The sequence below is a fragment of the Devosia epidermidihirudinis genome (assembly GCF_000971295.1).
GTDB lineage: Bacteria > Pseudomonadota > Alphaproteobacteria > Rhizobiales > Devosiaceae > Devosia > Devosia epidermidihirudinis.
On sequence record NZ_LANJ01000020.1, the window covers coordinates 43978 to 62702 of the forward strand.

Annotated in this window: 17 protein-coding genes; 7 read left to right on the forward strand and 10 right to left on the reverse strand. The window is 60.9% G+C overall.

Going from position 1 to position 18725, the window contains the following annotated elements; translation table 11 throughout:
* Positions 1–50: 50 nt before the first annotated feature.
* Positions 51–1016, forward strand: a complete 966-nt coding sequence (locus WH87_RS13480) for an iron-siderophore ABC transporter substrate-binding protein (RefSeq protein WP_046138757.1) — start codon at positions 51–53, stop codon at positions 1014–1016.
* A gap of 53 nt (positions 1017–1069) precedes the next feature.
* On the opposite strand, the gene WH87_RS13485 is transcribed toward WH87_RS13480, so the two are convergent.
* Positions 1070–2284, reverse strand: a complete 1215-nt coding sequence (locus WH87_RS13485) for an LL-diaminopimelate aminotransferase (protein WP_046138823.1) — start codon at positions 2282–2284, stop codon at positions 1070–1072.
* A gap of 419 nt (positions 2285–2703) precedes the next feature.
* Here WH87_RS13485 and WH87_RS13490 point away from each other — a divergent pair, with 419 nt between their 5' ends.
* Positions 2704–4026, forward strand: coding sequence for a glycosyltransferase (locus tag WH87_RS13490; RefSeq protein ID WP_046138756.1), 1323 nt, complete (start codon positions 2704–2706; stop codon positions 4024–4026).
* Positions 4027–4299: 273 nt separating this feature from the next.
* On the opposite strand, the gene WH87_RS13495 is transcribed toward WH87_RS13490, so the two are convergent.
* From WH87_RS13495 to WH87_RS13520, 6 genes are all read right to left on the reverse strand, one after another.
* The gene (locus tag WH87_RS13495) at positions 4300–4659 is read right to left on the reverse strand and encodes a VOC family protein (protein WP_046138755.1); all 360 of its coding nucleotides are present in this window, start codon (positions 4657–4659) and stop codon (positions 4300–4302) included.
* A gap of 86 nt (positions 4660–4745) precedes the next feature.
* Positions 4746–6119, reverse strand: a complete 1374-nt coding sequence (locus WH87_RS13500) for a dicarboxylate/amino acid:cation symporter (RefSeq protein ID WP_046138754.1) — start codon at positions 6117–6119, stop codon at positions 4746–4748.
* Between the two features lie 162 nt (positions 6120–6281).
* Positions 6282–6935 carry an SdpI family protein gene (locus WH87_RS13505; protein ID WP_046138753.1) on the reverse strand — a complete coding sequence of 218 codons (654 nt, stop codon included), beginning with the start codon at positions 6933–6935 and terminating at the stop codon, positions 6282–6284.
* Between the two features lie 149 nt (positions 6936–7084).
* Positions 7085–7564: a 30S ribosomal protein S9 gene (gene rpsI / locus WH87_RS13510; RefSeq protein ID WP_046138752.1), complete on the reverse strand. Its 480-nt coding sequence runs from the start codon at positions 7562–7564 to the stop codon at positions 7085–7087.
* Between the two features lies 1 nt (position 7565).
* Entirely contained in the window at positions 7566–8030 is a 465-nt protein-coding gene (gene rplM / locus WH87_RS13515) for a 50S ribosomal protein L13 (RefSeq protein ID WP_046138751.1), read from the reverse strand.
* A 149-nt stretch (positions 8031–8179) separates the two neighbouring features.
* Positions 8180–9259 carry a COX15/CtaA family protein gene (locus WH87_RS13520; RefSeq protein ID WP_245622418.1) on the reverse strand — a complete coding sequence of 360 codons (1080 nt, stop codon included), beginning with the start codon at positions 9257–9259 and terminating at the stop codon, positions 8180–8182.
* Between the two features lie 79 nt (positions 9260–9338).
* Here WH87_RS13520 and WH87_RS13525 point away from each other — a divergent pair, with 79 nt between their 5' ends.
* Positions 9339–9545 (forward strand): DUF2842 domain-containing protein, encoded by a 207-nt coding sequence (locus tag WH87_RS13525; RefSeq protein ID WP_046138821.1) that lies wholly within the window; start codon positions 9339–9341, stop codon positions 9543–9545.
* Between the two features lie 3 nt (positions 9546–9548).
* On the opposite strand, the gene WH87_RS13530 is transcribed toward WH87_RS13525, so the two are convergent.
* Both WH87_RS13530 and WH87_RS13535 read right to left on the reverse strand, forming a co-directional pair.
* A complete protein-coding gene (locus WH87_RS13530; RefSeq protein WP_082092698.1) occupies positions 9549–10589 on the reverse strand; it encodes a polysaccharide deacetylase family protein in 1041 nt (346 codons plus the stop codon).
* An 11-nt stretch (positions 10590–10600) separates the two neighbouring features.
* Entirely contained in the window at positions 10601–12931 is a 2331-nt protein-coding gene (locus WH87_RS13535) for a GumC family protein (RefSeq protein ID WP_046138749.1), read from the reverse strand.
* Between the two features lie 155 nt (positions 12932–13086).
* Here WH87_RS13535 and WH87_RS13540 point away from each other — a divergent pair, with 155 nt between their 5' ends.
* From WH87_RS13540 to WH87_RS13555, 4 genes are all read left to right on the forward strand, one after another.
* On the forward strand, positions 13087–13638 hold the full coding sequence (locus tag WH87_RS13540; RefSeq protein ID WP_046138748.1) for a polysaccharide biosynthesis/export family protein: 552 nt from the start codon (positions 13087–13089) through the stop codon (positions 13636–13638).
* A 6-nt stretch (positions 13639–13644) separates the two neighbouring features.
* Positions 13645–14772, forward strand: a complete 1128-nt coding sequence (locus WH87_RS13545) for a glycosyltransferase family 4 protein (protein ID WP_046138747.1) — start codon at positions 13645–13647, stop codon at positions 14770–14772.
* 101 nt (positions 14773–14873) lie between these two features.
* On the forward strand, positions 14874–16370 hold the full coding sequence (locus WH87_RS13550) for an undecaprenyl-phosphate glucose phosphotransferase (protein WP_046138820.1): 1497 nt from the start codon (positions 14874–14876) through the stop codon (positions 16368–16370).
* Positions 16371–16450: 80 nt separating this feature from the next.
* Positions 16451–17653 (forward strand): O-antigen ligase family protein, encoded by a 1203-nt coding sequence (locus WH87_RS13555; RefSeq protein WP_046138746.1) that lies wholly within the window; start codon positions 16451–16453, stop codon positions 17651–17653.
* Here WH87_RS13555 and WH87_RS13560 read toward each other — a convergent pair.
* The gene (locus WH87_RS13560) at positions 17650–18624 is read right to left on the reverse strand and encodes a phosphotransferase enzyme family protein (protein ID WP_046138745.1); all 975 of its coding nucleotides are present in this window, start codon (positions 18622–18624) and stop codon (positions 17650–17652) included. The genes WH87_RS13555 and WH87_RS13560 overlap by 4 nt on opposite strands.
* Between the last annotated feature and the right edge of the window lie 101 nt (positions 18625–18725).

Genomic DNA, 18725 nt, shown 5'->3' on the forward strand with positions numbered 1-18725 from the left:
AACGAGATAGCCCCTCCACCAAGGCACATGGTGCCCGCAAGGAGATAGAAATGAACACGAGATTCATCAGGCAGGCAGCGTTCGCCGCCGCCGCCACGCTGGCCCTGCCCTTTGGCGCGCAGGCTGCGGATCAGTTCCCGGTCACCATCACCCATGTGCATGGCGATACCGTCATCGAGAAGGCACCCGTCCGCGTCGTGACGCTCGGCTGGATGACGCAAGACATCGTGGCCGATCTCGGCATCATCCCCGTCGGCACGCCAAAGGTCACTTGGGGCGATGATGGCACCGGCCTGCTGCCGTGGTTTGCAGACACCATCAAGGCTATCGGCCCAGAGCGCCCGGCCCTGCTGAGCATTGATGATGGCATTCCCTTCGAGGATATTCTGGCGCTTGACCCAGACGTCATCCTCGCCCCAATGAGTGGCATTGACGAGAACGACTATGCCCGCCTGTCATCCATTGCTCCCACGGTTGCCTATGACAAATCCGCCTGGGATGGTCGCTGGCAGGACGTGACCATGACCATCGGCAAGGCGCTGGGCAAATCCGCTGAAGCCGAGCAGCTGATTGCGGACACCAATGCTGCCGTCGCCGCCGAACGGGACGCACATCCCGAGTTTGCTGGAAAATCGGCCATCTTCGCCTACATCGTGCCCGGCTCGGGCATCATGCATGTCTATTCGCCCGACGCATCGCGCGTGCAGATGCTGGTCGATCTGGGATTCAGCCTGCCGCCAGCTGTTGCAGCCTTCCCCGACGACACCGATGTCAGCACTGAGAGACTCGGCGAAATCGACACCGACGTGCTGGTCTCCTGGCACAACGAGCCCGAGGACATCGACTTCGTAAAGACGGACTCCGTGTTCTCCCGCTACCGCGCGGTTGCCGAAGGGCATTACGTCGGCTTCGCCGACCCAAGCCTCGTTATGGCCGTCGTCGCGCCCTCACCATCCGCCATTAGGTGGTCGCTCGCCATTCTGGTCAACGACCTCGCAGAAGTCCTCAAGAACTAATGCAAAAGGGCCCGGAGTGATCCGGGCCCTTTTCATATTCTGTGAGCAATCGCTTAGCCGACCAGCGGCACCACATTGCCCTGACCGGGCTTGGAGCCCAGCAGCTTTTTGACGTTGCGAGCAGCCTGACGGATGCGTTGCTCATTCTCGACGAAGGCCAGACGGATATACTGGTCGCCATACTCGCCAAAGCCCACGCCAGGAGCCACGCCCACACCGGTTTCCTTGATCAGCAGCTTGGCAAATTCCAGCGAGCCCAGATGGGCAAACTGCGCCGGGATCGGTGCCCAGGCGAACATGGTCGCCTTTGGCACAGGAATGTCCCACCCCGAACGGCCAAAGCTCTCCACCAGCACGTCGCGGCGCGCCTTGTAGATCTTGCGAACTTCTTCGATCACGTCGTCCGAACCGTTGAGGGCTGCGGTCGCCGCAACCTGGATCGGCGTGAAGGCACCATAGTCGAGGTAGGACTTTACGCGGGCCAGAGCAGCGATCAGACGTTCGTTGCCGACGGCAAAACCGACGCGCCAGCCGGGCATCGAGTACGTCTTGGACATCGAGGTGAATTCCGCCGTGATGTCGATCGCGCCCGGCACCTGCAGCACAGATGGTGGCGGCTCGTTCTCATCAAAGTAGATCTCGGAGTAAGCGAGATCGCTGAGAATGAAGATGTCGTGAGCCTTACAATACTTGACGACCTCGGTGTAAAAATCGAGGTCAGCCGTATAGGCGGTCGGGTTGGCCGGGTAGTTCAGCACCAGCGCAATCGGCTTGGGGATCGAGTGCCGAACGGCACGATCCAGCGAGCGCATGAAATCCTCATTCGGATCAGCCGGCATGGAGCGCACGACGCCGCCCGACATGATGAAACCGAACGAATGGATCGGATAGGTCGGGTTTGGCACCAGCACCACGTCGCCGGGTGCAGTGATGGCCGAAGCCATGTTGGCAAAGCCTTCCTTGGACCCGAGCGTTGCCACGACCTGCGTGTCGGGGTTCAGCTTCACGCCAAAGCGGCGGCCATAATAGCTTGCCTGTGCCTTGCGGAGGCCGGGAATGCCGCGCGAGGACGAATAGCGGTGGGTGCGGCCGTCCTTGACCGTCTCCTGCAGCTTTTCAACGATATGCTGCGGCGTCGGCATGTCTGGATTGCCCATGCCAAGGTCGATGACGTCGACGCCATCGGCGCGGGCCTTGGCCTTCAGCGGGTCAATATGGGCAAAGACATAGGGGGGAAGACGGCGGATTTTGTGGAAGTCGTCGCTCATGATTTCCTCGGCGGCCCGCGTGGGGGCTTTGATCTGGGCCGCGACGCGCCTCAGGCGCAACGCATCTCAAACAGATGACGTGATTATCGCGGAATTATGGTTGTGAACGGGTTAAACGGCCCCTTGTGAGGGCGCTTTCGTTATGTTCGGCTCTTCCCGGCCCCAGTCAGGCCATTGGGAAGAGCTAGCGGGCGTTCGCGGCGGCGCCCGCCAAGGCGGCAAACGGCACTGCACAACCGGCGAGCGAGGCTCCAACCAATGCAACAGTGTACGGAGACGGCATGTCTCTTGCCCTTCAGATGCGACTTTTGTAATGAAAACAGCTATCGATGAGCCCGTACATAAATCCTGAGCAGGGTATTGTAAATGGCCCGGAGGACGCCAACCTTCGGCTCAAGCGGCGTATGTGAGGTTTGACTTTGAAGCGTATTGCCCTCGTCACGATCGGCACGCAAGGCGATGTGCAGCCCTATCTAGCTTTGGCCATCGCGCTGAAGGAGAAGGGCTATTCGGTCATTCTTGGAGCTTCTGAAGAGTTCCAGGGCATGGTCGAAGGCTACGGGATCGAGTTCCACACACTCGGTCCATCCATTCAATCCTTCCTGCAGCAGCAGCGATTCGAGAACGCGATGAGCCAGTCCATGCTCATCAACGGCCCTTCGCTCCTGCGTCAGGGCCAGCAGATCGTCGATACTGCTGCCCGCCACGCCTGGAATATGTGCCAGGGCGCCGACATGTTGATTCTCAACATGAACACGAGCTTTGGCATCGACATCGCTGAAGCGCTGCATATTCCCGCCATCATGGTCGGGCTGCAGCCGCTCAATTCCACCAGCGAATTCCCGCTCTGCATCTATTACGATTACGGCGCCGATTTCGGCCCGGCGTTCAACAAGCTCAGCTACACGGCCATGACCGTGCAGCAGATCTATTACAACCTGCCGCGTAACAAGCTGCGCCGTGAGTTGATGGGGCTGGACGCGCGCAAAAAGGGCGGCTTCTTCCGCAATACCGACGGAACGGCGCTGACGACCCTTTATCCCTATTCCCCTGTGGTCTCCCCTCGCCCGCGCGATTGGCCAAAGAGCGCCATCGTCACCGGCTACTGGAACCTCAAGGATCGCAGTGACTGGCAACCGTCCGAAGAATTCCAGAAGTTCCTCTCCGAGGGCGATGCACCGGTCTATATCGGCTTTGGCTCCATGCCTTTCGGCGCGGAACGCAATACCAAGATTCTCAAGGAAGCAGTCGCCATGTGGGGCGGCCGTGCCGTTGTGGCGCGCGGTTGGGGCGGCATCAATCCGCACGACCTGCCCAGCACCATCTTTGCGATAGAGAAGGCCCCGCACGACAAGCTGTTCAAGTATGTCTCGGCTGTCGTCCATCACGGCGGCGCAGGCACGACTTCAGCAGGCCTCCATCTTGGTCGCCCGACCTTTGTGGTGCCGCAGACCGTCGACCAGCCCTATTGGGGCCGTCGCGTCTATGAACTCGGCTGTGGCCCCAAGCCCGTCCGCCTGCGTAAGCTGACTTCGGAAATCCTGGCCGGTGCCTTGGCGGACCTTACCAGCAACGAGGACTATCGCCGCAACGCAGGCGATCTCGCCGAAAAGCTGCATGCCGAAGATGGCACCGAAAAAGCCATCAAGGTCATCGAACGCGTCATGGAAAACTACGTCCCCCGCGTGACCAGGGCCAAAAAGCTGAAGAAGATCAAACCATCGCTAAAGGCGGTTGGTTGAGCGCCTGACGTTTCGACGGCTCCCACCACCACCGTCATTACCCGGCTTGTCCGGGCAATCCACGCCTCCGCACGCGCTGACAGATGGATTACCCAGACAAGCCGGGTAATGACGGGCGGGGTGAGTGTGGGGCTAGGCCCATTCGACCGGGTGGCGTCATCAGCCGAGCCCTTGACCTTTTCGCCCCAATCTCTCCACCATCGTCATTGCCCGGCTTGTCCGGGCAATCCATGCCTCCCCGCGCACAACACGCGGGGAGACGCGCGCCAAACGTTACCCGTTGTGGCAGACGACCTCGACATTGTTCCCATCGGGATCAATCACAAACGCCGCGTAGTATGTCGGCGTATAGTGCGGGCGCAAGCCCGGGCCGCCATTGTCCTTGCCGCCGGCAGCCAGTGCAGCCGCATGAAACGCGTCAACTGCCTCATGCTTATCCGCGCCCAGCGCCAAATGGACGCGTGATGGCGTACCCTCGGCGGCGCTGATCCACAGATCGGGCGTTTCCCGACCAAGGCCGGCATTGCCTTCGAACTGCATCATCACCGTGTAACCAAGCGGCGCAAGCGCAGCCTGATAGAATGCCAGCATGGTGTCGAATTGCTGCGTGTGCAGGCCAACATGGTCGATCATGAACGTCTCCAAATACAAAGAGGGCAGCGGATTTATCCGCTACCCTCCCCTTAGGTTTGACTGATGACAATAGCTGTCAGGAGCTATTAAGCAGGCACAACATCGCTGTCGTTTTCGAGTGCATCAATGCTCTCGCCGCGATCGTAGACTTCCTGATTGAGGATGCCCTGACGCTTGGAAACGATGGTTGGCACCAGCGCCTGACCGGCGACGTTGACCGCGGTGCGGCCCATATCGAGGATCGGATCGACTGCCAGCAGCAGGCCGACGCCTTCCAGTGGGAGACCCAGGGTGGACAGGGTCAGCGTCAACATCACGGTGGCACCTGTGAGGCCAGCCGTCGCTGCTGAACCAATGACAGACACGAAGACGATCAGCAGGTATTCCTGGAGGCCAAGCTGAATACCGAAGAACTGGGCAACGAAGATCGCCGAGATCGCTGGATAGATCGCCGCGCAGCCGTCCATCTTGGTGGTCGCGCCGAGTGGCACTGCGAACGCAGCGTATTCACGCGGAACACCCAGGCTCTTCTCCGTGATGCGCTCGGTCACCGGCAGCGTGCCGATCGAGGAGCGGGACACGAAAGCCAGCTGGATCGCAGGCCATGCGCTCTGGAAGTAGCGGATGGGGTTGAGGCCATGCGCCTGCAGCAGCACCGGGTAGACAACGAACAGCACTAGCGCGAGGCCGATATAGATCGCTGCCGAGTACCAGCCCAGCTGTGCCAGCGCGTCCCAGCCATAGACCGCCACGGCATTGCCGAGCAGGCCGATGGTGCCGATTGGCGTCAGGCGGATCACCCACCACAGGATCTTGTGGACGATCTTGAGGAACGAGCGATTGAACGCAAGGAAGGGATCAGCCGCTGGGCCGACGCGCAGTGCAGCAACGCCAACGGCAATGGAGACCACGAGGATCTGCAGCACGTTGAAGTTCAGGCTCGTCGTTGCGCCGCTCTCTGCCACGCGGGTCGATGCCTGCAATCCCAGAATGTTGGCAGGGACAAGACCCTTGAGGAAATCGAGCCACGAACCGCTCGACGCTGGCGCCTTGGCAGCAGCTTCGGAGACGGCGGTGTTGATGCCCGGCTGAATGATCAGGCCAAGTGCGATACCGATGGCCACTGCGATGAGCGCAGTGATCGCAAACCACAGCAGGGTCTGCCACACCAGCTTGGCGGCATTGTTGAGCTCACGCAGATTGGCGATCGACGCCACGATGGCGGTGAAAACAAGAACCGGAACCAGCGCGCGCAACAGCGACACGAAGATCGAGCCGATGGTGGCCAGTGTCTGGGTCAGCCAGTTGGCATTTCCAGCAGCATCAGGACCAAGCTGGCGGGCGATGTAACCAAGCACGAGGCCAACAACCATGGCCGCCAGCACCTGGAAGCCAAAAGATCGATAGAACGGCTTTGGCGCCTTTGCCGGGCGCGCCGCCGAAACAGTGGTAGGAGACATTGGATTATCCGCAAGACACGAGGATATCGCTCAAGGATTGAACGATCCGCCTCGGAAAACGCGGACATTACGCCCCCCTCTCGGGAAGTGCTGCGCATTGATTTTCCTTTGCGCGAGCCAGGGCGGATTTTTGTGCTGATACGGACGTCGTTGCGGCAAAGATTATGCGCGCGACCGATACAACTGGCGCCCAGCGAGTGTCGCGATGCCCGCCACCAATGGTGGGGCCAACAGCGCTCCGGCGAATCCCATCACCAGTATTCCCGTCCCCACATCGAACCATGCAGCCGCCAAAAGGCCGAGCCCGGCCAGCCCGCTGACCAACCCTGCCGCCCGATGCGCCAGCCGCCATGCTCCATCCGAGGCGATCGGCCATGGCAGGCGCAACCCGGCATAAGTGTGCCGCTCGGCCTCAAACAGCACGATGCCCAGCACCACCATCACCGCACCCAGCCAAAAGCCGGTGCCCCGCACGAAATCGAGGTCAGATCCGATCCCGGTGAACAATAGCCCCAGCTGCGTCGACGCGATCACCAGCAGCGCCAGCGTCAGCGCCGGGTCGAGAATGTGCTGAACCTTGGCATAGTGATTGGCCGTCAGCGCCCGGCCGATGGCGAAGAACACAGCCATCAGCACAATGATCATAATCGGCGCCACCGGCAGCGCCATATCGCGCGGCCACTGCCAATCAGCCGTGCTGCCCGTCCAATGAGCGGGAAAGGCGAAGTCTGCTGGAATACGGAAGAACCCAACCCCTGTGATCGCGAGGGTCACGCTGAGCAGCAGCAGGTGGAAACGGGTAACGAGGCTTTTCATGGCTGCTGCACTTAACCAAAGGAGACGGCGGCGGTGAAGCGCAAGACGACCGGCTTCCACCACCATCACATACGCTCCACCTACATGGGAGCATACGCGCAAAAGAAAAGGGCCGGTTTCCCGGCCCTTCGCAAAATTGGTATCGAAACTTAGCGCTTCGAGAACTGGAACGAACGGCGGGCCTTTGCCTTACCGTACTTCTTACGCTCGACAACACGGCTGTCGCGGGTCAGGAAGCCACCCTTCTTGAGCACTGGGCGCAGGCCTGGCTCGAAGAAGTTCAGTGCCTTGGAGATACCGTGACGAACGGCACCGGCCTGGCCCGACAGACCGCCACCAGCAACGGTGACGACGACGTCGTACTGGTCGACGCGCTCGGTCGCAACGATCGGCTGCTTAACGATAAGCTGCAGAACGGGACGAGCGAAGTAGGTTGCGAATTCGCGACCGTTGATCACGACCTTGCCCTTGCCTGGCTTGATCCAGACGCGAGCAACGGCGTTCTTGCGCTTGCCGGTTGCGTAAGCACGGCCCTGAGCGTCGAGCTTCTGAACGTGCACTGGTGCAGTGTTCACTGGAGCGACGGTGGAGGTGCCGAGGTCTTCGAGAGAGTTGATGGTTTCAGCCATGTTACTTCACCCGCGCATTCTTGGAGTTCATAGCAGCAACGTCCAGCGTAGCCGGGCTCTGCGCTTCGTGTGGATGCTCAGCACCGGCGTAAACGCGGAGGTTCTTGAGCTGGGCGCGCGTCAGCGGGCCACCAGGCATCATGCGGCGAACGGCGTTCTCGAGAACGCGCTCTGGGAAACGACCCTCGAGGATCTCGCGAGCCGAACGGTCCTTGATGCCGCCGGGGAAACCGGTGTGCCAGTAGAACTTGTGCTGGTCGAGCTTGCGACCGGTGAGCTTCACCTTGCCGGCATTAACGACAACGATGTTGTCGCCCATGTCCATGTGCGGGGTGAAGGTTGGCTTGTGCTTGCCGCGCAGACGCGAAGCAATGATCGAAGCAAGACGACCCACGACCAGCCCTTCGGCGTCGATGAGGATCCACTTCTTTTCGATCTCGCTCGGTTTTGCCGAGTAAGTGCTCATGCTGAAATTCCCTAGATGTCTTAGGCTCGCGGCCATCATCCGAAGAGGAAAGCAGCGTGTTCGGTGGCTCGTTTAGATGCGGATTGGCACTTCGTCAAGCGCCTATAAATTCATAAGTAAAAACAAAGGCTTACAAATACGGTATTATATTACCGCACTCCAAGAGCCTTGGTTTTGGTCATATCCGCCAGATATGCGCAGATGGTCGCCGCCAGAATGAACGCCAAAGCCTGGTGGCTGACGGCCAGATCGATGTTGATCATCGACAAGAGCGTCGCGATTCCCAGCGCAACTTGCGCCAGCACGAGGAAGGCAATCAGCCCCAGCCAGCGATGTACGCCGCCCAGCCCTGCCCGGCGAATCTGCACGACCAGCATGGCAAAGGTCATGATGGTGATCAGATAGGCCAGCATGCGGTGATTGAACTGCACAGTCAGGCCATGCTCGAAAATACTGCGCCAGGTTGGCTCCGGATGGCCGCCCAGCCCATCGGGGATCAGCTTGCCCTCCATCAGCGGCCAGGTGTTGTAGCCCATGCCCGCCTGAATGCCGGCGACGAAACCACCCGCCGCAACCTGAATCACCAGCAGGACCTGGAGAATCGCCGTCCACCAGACATTGCCGCGCGTGATGGCGCCCTCGGTGGGCTCCGGCCGCATGCGGCGCGCAACCCAGACCAACGCAAGCAGCAGGAGCAGCGCTGCCGTCAGGTGAGTGGCCAGTCGATACTGGGAAACCGAAGTCAGTTCAGTCAGCCCCGACGACACCATCCACCAGCCCAAAAAGCCCTGGAAACCGCCGAGAAAGAACAGGCCCGTCAGGGGCAGGATCATGTCGCGCGTCAGGCGGCGCTGAAACAGGAAGACGAGGAAGGGAATCGCAAACACAAAGCCGATCACGCGGCCAAGGAACCGATGGCCCCACTCCCACCAGAAAATGCCCTTGAAGTCCTCAAGGGTCATCCAGTGATTATAGACTTCATATTGCGGGATCAGTTTATAGCCCGCGAACTCAGCCAGCCAGTCGCTTTCCTTCAGTGGCGGAATAATGCCCGCAATCGGCCGCCATGTGGTGATCGACAGCCCCGAACCCGTTAGGCGCGTCATGCCGCCGACCATAACCATGGCCAGCACCAGTGCCGCCATCACATAGAGCCAAATCCTGACCGGACGCAGTCGATCAGCGACATAACTGGTGGAGCTCAATGCGGCATTTTGGATCGAAGTCACGGCAGTTTCCCGGTGTCGGTCGATATCGGGGATGTGGTATGCCCCAACAACTCACCTCGCAATAGGCGCGATGCCGCACATGACTCAGCGTAACCGCAAATTTACCGGCATTTTGCTGATCCTCGGCTCGATCGTGGCATGGCTGTCGATCTTCACCTCGGTCTATCTGGCCTTCCCGCCCGACCTGCCGATCTGGATTCTCATGCCCTATTTCATGGTGGCCGGCATGGGCTGGCTCTACCCAGCCATGGTCATTATCCGTTGGATGGCCAAGCCCGACGCCTAGGCGCTACCCTGTCAGCTTTCCCATCACCGAGAAAACTGCCCCGGTGGCAAACACGTCGACATAACGACGCGACTGGAAATACCCGTTCAGCGACACGCGCGGCAGAGCATGAAGCGACTGCACATGGTGCGGATACAACCCGCCCGGACGCGTCGTCACCCCAGACTTGAACCCCAGCTCTCGCGCCAACACGAACTCACGCTCGCCCGCCGAAGCCGCCCCACCTATGGGATAGGAAATATGGACGGGCCGCTTGCCGAACTGTGCAAACAGCACGTCCGCCGATTGCGCCATTTCGCTGCGCGCCTGATCCACCGGCAGCTTCGCCAGTTCATAGTGGTGTACGGTATGAGCGCCGATGGTGCACAACGGCTCATCAGCAAAAGCTTTCAGCTCCTGCCAATCCATGACCAACCCACGGCACTGCGCTTCAAGGCTATAGCCATAGGCACTGGCAAAGCTGCGCATCAGCGCCACCCGCTCGGCCTCAGGCATTTTGCGCATCTGCCAATAGACGGTGTCGTAGGCCGCCTGCTTCTGGGCCACGGTTCGCGTATCGACATAGTCGGTTTCGCCGCCCGGGTTCAGCGCAATGGCGTCCTGACGAGCGATGATATCCTCGATCGCCTGCCACCAGACCTCGCCCACCCCATCGACCAGCGCGGTCGGCACATAGAGGGTGAACGGCGCGCCGAGGCTGCGCAGGATCGGCAGCGCATAATGCAGATTGTCTTTATAGGCGTCGTCAAAGGTCAGTACGGCAAACGGCCGCCCTTTTTCTGGCGCCGCCAACCGTTCGATGGCCTCGTCGAGACTGACGATATCAACGCCAATCTCACCCAACCGCTCGATCACATATTCAAGGAAGTCCGGCCGCACCTGCAGAATCGCGTTCGGGGAGAACGCCGCCGGCGCCTCGGGCAAGACGCGATGCATGGTGAAGATCACGCCGCGCGACGCCGACAGCTGGCGCAACAGACCCGGCAGGCGCGATAGCCACAGCGCCTCGAACATGGCCCGAATGGCGGTGTATTTCAGCGACATCGCCGCCCCCGTCAGGCGGCGACGCGCGCTGGCGCCGCTGCGATTTCCACCCGGTCAAATCCGGCGTCGATCATGTGCTCGCGTGTTTCGGCCACGTCTTCGAGATCATCCTTCTCGTCAGCCACCAGAACCAGTCGACCCGGCAGGCTGTCGAACATCGGCAGGGTGGAGGCCATACCAACCCGACCAGTCATCAGCACCACGACCTCGTAGATATCACCGAGCGCTTCAACCAGCGTGAGCGGGCGGGTCGAATAGCGGTCGATAGAACGCCCCTGCCCCCACGCCACTTCGGCGAAGCTGTTGTCAGCCGACTTCTGCACCACATCGCCAAAGCTGACATTTTCAGTGCTGAGATCGGTCATGCCCGGCTCGTCGCCCGCACGCGCACTGCCCGCATCCACCAGTGCAACGCTCAGCCCACGCGCCAGAGCATCGCTCACCAGCTCTTCGGCCAGCACTTCACAAGCCTCGTTGGAACGGTGCGCAGCAAGGATCACCAAATGGGTGCGCCCCAGCACAAGGTCCGACGCCAGGCTCTTGATATTGAGCACACCAGTCATCCCCTGACGCGGCGTGGTCATGGCAAGCGGCTCAGCCTCATCCACAACGTCCTCGTCATCGACAAAGTCTTCCACGCCCAGATCGAGATCCAGATCGACGCGATCGCCAGAGCCGACGATCTCGCGCACTGCCTCCGCCACCAAGTTCGCTGCGGCAGGCTCATGGGCTGCGCTAAAGTGGGCAGACAGCGAGGCAGCCGGCACTTCTGGGGCAGGAGCGACTTCAACCGGGGCCCGCGCCGACACAGGATCGTCCACCGGAGCGTCTGCCACAGCCTCGACGGGGTCAGGCTCTTCCCAACGCTGATCTGGCTCCAGCTCATCTTCAGTGAACGGAACTGCATCCAGCTCATCTTGCGGGCGCTCTGGCGCACGGCCCGGAATGATCGCCCGACCCGACATCAGCTCGGTAAAGACAATGAGGCCCACCTGCAGAGTCAGCGCCACGATGCCAACAGCCATCAGCACGAGCTGGGTCTTGGGGGATGCGGGCGATACGGAGGGAGCCGCATCGCTCACCACGCGCACGTCCGGCAGTGCCGAATTGGAATCGACGCGCGACACGGCTTCACTATAGCGCTGAAGATAGCCTTCGAGCAGATCGCGCTGGGCCTTCGCCTCGCGCTCAAGCCCATCCAGCGTCACCGTATCCGTAGTTGCCGTCGATGCCGAGCTTTTGGCGCGCACGAGATCGGCCTGAAGCGAAGCTTCAAGACTGGCTTCGATCTGTGCCTCGGCCTCAAGCGCATCGGCGACGCGGCGCCCTTCAAGGCGGATCTGATTGTCGAGCTCATTGATCTGCGCCGTCAGAGCGCGGATGGTCGGATGATTGTCCAGCAACGTTGCGGATCGCTGCGCCTTCTCTCCCTGCAGACGCGCCTTTTCCTGGCTGAGCTGCTGGATCACAGTCGAACCGCGAACGTCGTTCATGCTCTCAATGGGCTGGCCGCGATCAATCATGCCGCGAATGAGAGCGGCTCGCGACAAAGCGGCGCTCTTGCGCTCCTGAGCCGCGCTGATCTGACCGCCGATGGTGCTCAGCGACTGATCGAGCAGGCTGGTATTGTTGGCGCCCACAAACAGATCGTTGGCCACCTTGAAATTGGCTACGGCGGTTTCAGCTTCAGTGACGCTGACGCGCAGCTTGTTGATCTCTTCACGCATCCAGCCGGAGGCCTCGGCGGTATCAGAGAGCGACAGCTGGGCGCGACGCGTCACGTGAGCGGCCGCAACGGCATTGGCAATCCGCGCAGCGAGCGCAGGATCGGTCGAGCGCACCAGAACGGAAATAATGCGCGAGTCACGCTCCTGAATAACCGTCATGCGGTCATAGAGCGTGTTCAACGCAATCTCATCGACGCTGACCGGGGCCGATTTGCGCCCAAGCATCTGGCTGACCATGCCGAGTGGAGAAAAACCGCCACCACCCGCAGAGCCGTTGAACTCAGGAACGGAGCGCAGATCGAGTTGATCAATCACCCGCAGCAAGGTGTCGCGCGACTTGAGCAGCTCGATCTGGCTGGACACAACGCCAGCCTCACCGCCCGTCAAAGACGGTGGCTGCTCGCCGGATGCACGCGTAAAGACGCTACTCCGCGGCTCAACCAGGATCGAGGCAGACGATTCATACAGGCGCGGCTGGAACATCAGCACGACAAACGTCGCGGCAAGCAACAGGAGCGTAACAAGGATGATCCGCGGCAGGCGCTTGACGACTGCGCCGAGCACAGCCCCCACGTCAATGCGCGCATCCCGCACTGCCTGCGACTCGTAAACCATCGTGCACCCTCGTGTGATCGCATGATTTATGGCGCCATCGTGGTAAGGAATTCGTTAAATCCCTCGCAGACCGCAGTTATCAGACCCGCGCAGAAGGGAAATGTTAACCATAGACGTCCAAGACTGACGCCACCTGATTAACGCGCGGGATTCTGATGCGCTGGCTGCCAATTTTGATCGCCCTGACGCTCCCGCTCGCCGGATGCAGCACAACCACGGGCCCAGCAACCTACTTGGTCGACACCAAGGGTCCGTACCAGCTGGACACTGGCGACGCCGTGCGCATCACCGTCTACGGTGACAGCGAGCTGAACAGCACGTACCGGGTCAATGACGCCGGCGCGATTGCCTTCCCGCTGGTCGGGCCGGTTCAAGTTCGTGGTCAAACCACCACCGTTGCCGGGTCTCGCATCGCCGCAGCCTTGGCCAACGGCTACATGCGCAATCCCAACGTCGTCGTCGAGATGGCCGAATACCGGCCTTTCTTCATCCAGGGCGAAGTCGGTAGTTCCGGCCAGTTTCCTTATGTCTATGGCATGACCATCAGGGCAGCGATCAGCACGGCTGGCGGCTTCTCCGACACGGCAGACCGCAATCGCGCCGTCGTCTATCGCCGAAAGGGCGACCAGATGGTCAAGGGCACGGTCGATCTCGACTTCCCCATTGCACCGGGCGACACCATCGTCATCCTCGAACGCTGGTTCTAGGCCGGCATGGCTGAGCCAAAGCTACGCATCCTGCAAGTCATGCGCGCGCCGGTTGGCGGGCTATTCCGTCACGTCGCGGACCTCACCCGGGCACTCTCGGAGATGGGGCACGAGGTCGGCCTCGTCGTCGATAGCCTCGCCAATGACGCGCAGACTGAAAGCAAGCTCGCGGCCCTCCTCCCCCACGCCAGCCTTGGCATTCATCGCTTTGCGATGCCCCGCGTACTGGGTCACGGCGATCTGACAACGCCCTTCGCCGTCCGCAAACTGGCCCGCACCCTCAAGATTGACGTGCTACATGGCCACGGCGCCAAGGGCGGTTTCTATGCCCGCCTCGCCAACTTTGGCGGCAAGGCTGCTACGCTCTATACGCCCCATGGCGGCGTACTGCACTTTTCGCGCTCATCGACGTCCGGCCGCGTTTTCCACGCGCTGGAGCGGGCCCTGCTGTCGCGAACCAGCGCCATCATCTTTGAAAGCGCTTATGCTCAGGCGACCTATTCCAGCCTGATCGCCAAGCCGACGTGCCCCACCCACATCATTCACAACGGCCTGGCGCCCGCCGAGTTTGAGCCCGTACCGCCAAACGCTGGCGCGGCAAATTTCGTCTTTGTCGGTGAATTGCGCGACCTCAAGGGCATTCATGTCCTGATAGACGCACTTGCCGGGGTGCAGCGGCCCGACGGTTCGCCAGCGACGCTGGTAATGGCTGGTGACGGCCCGGCGCGGCAGGAATTGGAGTCCCAGATCACCAATCTGGGCCTGACAGCGCGCGTAAAGCTTCTTGGCGCCCAACCAGCCCGCCCAACCTTTGCGCGTGGGCACATCGCGGTCGTGCCATCGCTCGCCGAGTCCCTGCCCTATGTCGTGCTGGAAGCCGCAGCGGCTCGCCTTCCGGTCATTGCCACCAGGGTTGGCGGCATTCCCGAAATCTTCGGCACCACCGCAGCGAGCCTCGTTCCCGCAAGCGATTCCAATGCTTTACGGACCGCGATGCAAGCCGCGCTGGACGATCCGGAGACAGCTGACAACCAAATGAAACTGCGCCTCGCCCACATCGAGGAACACTTCTCGCTGGCGCGAATGTCAGGGGATATCGAAACCCTTTACCATCAGGCAATTGCGCCCGCTTAGCGCGGTAATTTCATCGAGTATAAACGCCTTGGGGCCGACAATGCGCCCAGACTTTTATACCCGGTAGTTTTCATATGTTTCGTGTCGACCCAAAAAAGGCAATGCTTGAGCATGTCTCAAAGCAAGGCGCAGCTGGCGAGTCCGGCCGCACTCTGTCTCCCAGGGCCGAGGCGATCATTGCCGAACCGGCGGAACGCAGCGTATCCGGCGTGGTCATTTCCGGTATCGCGCAACTGCTTGAAGCAGTCATGCTCGCCCTGCTCGGATACGCCATCTACGAGTATTTCGTCGAAATCGGCCAGCTGACTTTCTACATCCCGGTCATCCTAGGCTCCTGTCTGCTCGCCAACGTCCTGTTCAATGCAGGCCGCACACACCGTATCCCAGCCTATCGCACGCTATTCAGCCAGATCAGCCGCGTCCTCGCGGGCTGGACGCTGGTCATGGTCCTGCTCACCATCGGGATTTTCTTCTTCAAGGCCTCCGACCTTTTCTCGCGCCTCTGGCTGTTGACCTGGTTCGTCTCGGGCGCGGTCGCGCTCGTCGCCTATCGCCTGGCTTTGCGCGCTCTGATCTGGCATTGGACCAAGCAGGGCCGCCTGCTGCGTCGCACCGTCATCGTGGGTGGCGGCAAGGATGCCGAAGAGCTGATTGAGCAAATCCGCTCCTCTGCCACCAACGACATCAAGCTACTCGGACTGTTCGACGACCGCGTTGATGCGCGTTCTCCTGATGACGTCCTCGGTTATCCCAAACTCGGCAAGGTTGCCGACCTCATCGAGTTTGCTCGCCGCACGCCTGTCGATCTGGTGATCGTTTCCATGCCGCTGTCCGCCGAAAAGCGCGTGCTCGATATGCTGACGCAGCTGTGGGTCTTGCCCGTCGACATCCGGCTCTCGGCCCATATGAGCAAACTCAAGTTCACCAACAAGGCCTATTCCTATGTTGGCGACCTGGCCGTGTTCGACATGGCCGACCGTCCGATTTCGGACTGGAACCTTGTCTTCAAATGGCTGTTCGACAAGCTCGTGGCCATCACCGCGCTGATCCTGCTGTCGCCGATCATGGTTGCCACGGCTATTGCGATCAAGCTCGAGAGCAAAGGCCCGGTTTTCTTCCGCCAGAGTCGGCATGGCTTCAACAACGAGCTGATCAAGATCTACAAGTTCCGCTCCATGCGGACAGATATGCTCGACGCTGGCGCCGCCAAACTCGTGACCAAGGATGACCCGCGCGTCACCAAGGTCGGCAAGTTCATTCGCAAAACCTCGATCGACGAGCTGCCGCAGCTTTTCAACGTGCTCAAGGGCGAGCTGTCCATCGTCGGCCCCCGCCCCCACGCCCTGCAGGCCAAGGCCGACAACCAGCTCTATTATGATGCCGTGGAAGGCTATTTCGCGCGCCATCGCGTCAAGCCCGGCATGACTGGCTGGGCCCAGATCAATGGCTGGCGCGGCGAGACCGACACCATCGACAAGATCATGCAGCGCGTGAACCACGACCTCTACTATATCGAGCATTGGTCCCTGCTGCTCGACCTCTACATCGTGGTGATGACGCCTGTGTCGCTGGTTTCAAAAAACGAGAATGCCTATTGAGCGCAACGGGCACCCTTGACGGAACAGGCACGCAGGCTGGATCCAAAGGGTTCAGCCTCGCGGTTCTGCGATCTCACGCCATGCGACTGCTTCATCCGGTCGTGGCGCTGTGGATCTTTTCTGGCTGCCTGGTTCTCATCGAACCCTCGCCATACGAGCTGATCTTTCTGCTGGTGCTACCTCTTGCCGTGCTGGCCGGGGTGAATCTCTATCGCTCGACGTTCGGGCTGCTGGCGATCATCATCGGCTTCACGCCCTTTGCACTGATCGCCGCGTTTCAGGTCCGCTACAACTCGGTCACCGACGCGATCGTGTTTACGCTCGTCACTATATTCCTGATGGTCACCAGCTACTTCGCCGCGAACTACGTGGCCGAGGACACCGAAAAGCGCATGCGTTTGATCATGCGCGCGTTCACGATTGCTGCCGTGCTTTGCGCCATCATCGGCACCCTGTCCTATCTTCGGCTGTTCCCGGCTGCCGATCTGTTCGTGCGCTATGGCCGCGCCAAGGCCCTGTTCAAGGACCCCAACGTCTACGGCCCCTTCCTGGTGCTGCCCGCCATGTTCGCGCTTCAGCGCGCTCTGCTGGGCCGAGGCAAAACCGCCTTCTGGGCCGCAGCCGTCTACATGATCCTCTTCGTCGGGGTCTTTGTCAGCTTCTCGCGCGCCGCCTGGGGACACTTCGCCATGTCCTCCGCCATGGTCCTGGTCCTGCTGTTTCTGCTCGAGGCCCCTGCCCGCGACAAGGTCCGCATCATGATCATGTCGCTGCTGGGTGGCGCCATGCTGCTCATCGCCCTTGGTGGCCTGCTGAGCATCCCCGCTGTGTCCACGCTCTTTGCCAACCGCACGGTCAGCCAGAACTACGATACCGGCGAAACCGGACGCTTCGGACGGCAGGGATATGCGTTCGACCTCGCGCTAGAAAACCCACTGGGTATCGGACCGCAGCAGTTCGGCTACTTGCGCGTCACCGAAGCGCCGCACAACGTATATGTGAACGTGCTGCACGCCTATGGCTGGGGAGGCGGCGCCATGTATTACCTTCTGGTCATTCTCACCCTGTGGCGCGGGACCGTCGCGCTCTCGCGTCGCTCACCTTACCGCCTGATCATGATCCCTCTTATGGGCACCTATGTAATGGTGGTGGGCGAATCTGCCATCATCGACAGTGATCACTGGCGCCACTACTTCCTCATCATCGGCCTGATCTGGGGCGTCGCCAGCGCTATCAAGAACGATCCACGCGGCACCATCGCGCGCGACCGCATGCTCATCTAGGGCCAGAGCGCTCCATTCAGGAAGCGCTCGGCGAGAGCAACGGTTCCAGCCGCATAGCCATCGACATGGGTCTGCGCCAGCTTGGTCTCATGGTGTGACCCCATCCACGCTAGCAAGGCCATCCGCCGCAACATGACCATGGCGTCAATCGCCGCAACATCCTCTTCGCCAAAGTCGCGGGCCGTCCGATAGCCCTCCAGCCACGCGGCGCGAAGAGCCGGCACGACCGGGCTGGTTTCATGGAAAGATATCGACGCCGCAAAGTCATAGGCGAACCAACCGATCCCGCTGTCGTCGAAATCGATCAGCGCCAGCCGCTCGCCATCAACCAGCAGATTGCCCAACCGCATATCGCCATGGATGAGCCCGAACCGCTCGGGCGCCGTGCCATACAAGGCCAGCCTTTCGCGCAAGGCCACGTCCAGCCGCGACAGCACAACATGCGCCCCGGCATCTACACCGGGAGCCACACGCCAGTCCCCCCAGGACCCGTCGGCATCAAGGATCGCAGCGGCATTGAGCACGGGCCGCTCGAACCCGGCAGAACGTGGCCAGGCAAGGCTATGTGCGTGCATGGTCGCGGCGTAGACACCCAGCTTTCGGAACACACCCGTTAGATCATCACCGATGCTCGGCTCACGGCCCGCAATGTAGTGAAACAGCGCCGCAAGGCGCGGCAGGCCATCGCTCGCCACAAAGCTCTGCAACTCCTGCCCGTCCCGACCGGCGACAGCTTCAGAGATTGGCAGATCAGTCTGGGCGCCCAGCGCCGCGATCCACGCCAGCTCACTCTCGATCGCCGCGCGTGTCTGGTAGCCGACGCGGTGGACGCGCAGAATGAACTGCGCCCCATTCACGGCTTCGATCAGGAATGTCTGATTTTCCGAAACATTGATCAGCTGTGCCGAGCCACCATCAACCGCGCCCCAAAGCGGCAGCGCCTGCTGAATTTCGCTGGCTGTCAACGGCATGAGCAACTCCCGGGCAAGGTCGGCGGCTAGCCAAGACCCACGCCCTGCCCCACCGCGTTAGGGGCAATACGGCACCAGGCGCCGCCATGCAACGCCGTGCG